At 64.0% G+C, this 1482-nt stretch carries 3 protein-coding genes; 2 read left to right on the forward strand and 1 reads right to left on the reverse strand.

Annotated features, from left to right (window positions below):
• Positions 1-203, forward strand: a 203-nt coding sequence (locus ACZ7HQ_RS45430) for a hypothetical protein (RefSeq protein ID WP_471003492.1), incomplete at its 5' end; no start/stop codon positions are given.
• 55 nt (positions 204-258) lie between these two features.
• On the opposite strand, the gene ACZ7HQ_RS45435 is transcribed toward ACZ7HQ_RS45430, so the two are convergent.
• On the reverse strand, positions 259-561 hold the full coding sequence (locus ACZ7HQ_RS45435; RefSeq protein WP_471003498.1) for a hypothetical protein: 303 nt from the start codon (positions 559-561) through the stop codon (positions 259-261).
• Between the two features lie 195 nt (positions 562-756).
• On the opposite strand from ACZ7HQ_RS45435, the gene ACZ7HQ_RS45440 reads away from it, so the two are divergent.
• Positions 757-1425: a reverse transcriptase domain-containing protein gene (locus ACZ7HQ_RS45440; RefSeq protein ID WP_471003495.1), complete on the forward strand. Its 669-nt coding sequence runs from the start codon at positions 757-759 to the stop codon at positions 1423-1425.
• Positions 1426-1482: the final 57 nt, after the last annotated feature.

A 1482-nucleotide genomic window follows, 5' to 3' on the forward strand; every position in this document is an offset into this window, starting at 1 on the left:
CCACCGGGAACTGCGGCGGACGGGACATCAGCCTCTCCTACATGCTCACGGGGCTCAAACAAACCCCTGTGCCAGAAAGTCTGACGCGCGACAACACCGAAGCACCCTCACCCGTACGCAGCACAGCCGTCGGCACCGTACCCGAAGCCGCCATCAAGGCGCTCGTCCCCGGCACCGGCCAGCGAAGTGGTCCAGGTTCCTGACCCCACAGCAAACCCAGGGAGTCGACGAAAAATAAGTCCTTGATTTTGGTGCGGGTCATGAGCTCGCGAGATTGTGCCCGGCGATTGCGGCAAGTTGTTGTGCTGTGGTCACGGTGAGGGCGCCGGTGGAGGCGGTGTGACCGAGTGCGGTGAGTACCAGGGTTGCGTCCCAGAGGGTCGCGCCCATCCGGCTCTTGCTCAGGCCAGTCGCCTCGGCGAGCACGGCGTTCTGGTTGAGCCTGGGCGGTACACCTCCGCCGCGTTCGCCCAGGTCAGCGAGCGTTTCGGGATCCGCAGGAGCATGGGTCGCGTCGGGTCGAGTTCGAACAGCAGCACCAGCGAGGACATAGACCCACACTCGCGGCATGAACCCCTGTGTCCATACTCCGGGGGTCACCTCAATCCAAACCAAGCTGCACCGTTGGGCGAACGACGATCCTCATCGTCGGTTCGACGATCTTTACAACCTCGTCTGCGATCCCGCGTTCCTGGCCCCCTGGCCTGGGAGCGGGTTGCGGGGAACAAGGGCGCACGCTCGGCCGGAGTCGATGGGATGACCGCCGCCTTCGTCCGGGAACAGCTCGGCGAGGTTCAGTTCCTCGCCGAGCTGCGGGAGCAGTTGAAGTCCCGCAGTTTCCGTCCGGTGCCGGTCAAGGAACGGATGAACCCCAAGCCGGGGTCGCCCAAGCGGCGGTGTCTTGGGATTCCTTCTGTGGCCGATCGGGTGGTCCAGGCGGCCTTGAAGCTGGTGCTGGAGCCGATTTTCGAGGCGGACTTTGCGCCGTGCTCGTACGGCTTCCGCCCCAACCGGCGGGCGCATGACGAGATGGCCGAGACGCGCTTTTCTGGCCACCAAGACATGCGAATGGATGCTGGAGGGCGACATCACGGCCTGCTTCGACGAGATCTCGCACTCGGGCGCGTGCTCGCGCTGGTGAAGGCGTTCTTGAAGGCGGGCATCCTCACCGAGGCTGGAACCTGCAAGGAGACCGTCACTGGCACCCCGCAAGGCGGGATTCTTTCGCCATTGCTGAGCAATGTGGCCCTCTCGGTCCTGGACGAGCACTTCGTCAAGGCTCCCGGCGGGGCGCAGTCCACGACGAAGCAACGGTGGACACGACGCCAGAAGGGGCTGCCCAACTACCGGTTGATCAGGTATGCGGACGACTTCGTCATTCTGGGGGGCCGACCGAGGGGCTCGCAAGTAAGGCGATCAGAGTAGCGGAGTCAATCAACCCAAGTAAGCACGAATTGCACCGGCAGCCCATTGATGTCATCT

Source organism: Streptomyces sp. NPDC037290, from assembly GCF_055603245.1.